The following is a 238-nucleotide window of genomic DNA, read 5'->3' as shown; positions in this document are numbered from 1 at the left end:
AATCTTCTCCAATCCGCCAATACCGAAATAACTGTCATCGATAGACTTGTATGGGATGTGAAAGACTGGGATGTGCGGGAGGAATGTTTCTTCGTGGTCTTCTTCGCGACCCGTCGGCACCTCTTCGCCTACATTGAAAACGCTGATTGGGGCGCCACCGGAAACATCGACGCCGTTCTGGTATAGTCTGTATCGCGCATAGAAGATATGGCCCGGTATATGGCGCTCTACGTTTAGG

General features: G+C 50.8%; 1 protein-coding gene. It reads left to right on the top strand.

The genetic code is table 11. The features are described 5' to 3' along the window. The coding region (locus SB751_RS35000; RefSeq protein ID WP_410749615.1) for a hypothetical protein at positions 1–186 on the top strand (186 nt) is incomplete at its 5' end. Positions 187–238 lie beyond the last annotated feature (52 nt).

It is taken from the genome of Cupriavidus sp. SIMBA_020 (assembly GCF_046535395.1).
GTDB lineage: Bacteria > Pseudomonadota > Gammaproteobacteria > Burkholderiales > Burkholderiaceae > Cupriavidus > Cupriavidus campinensis.
The sequence above is the reverse complement of the archived record's forward strand: the minus strand, read 5'-3'. Positions and strand labels throughout refer to the sequence as shown.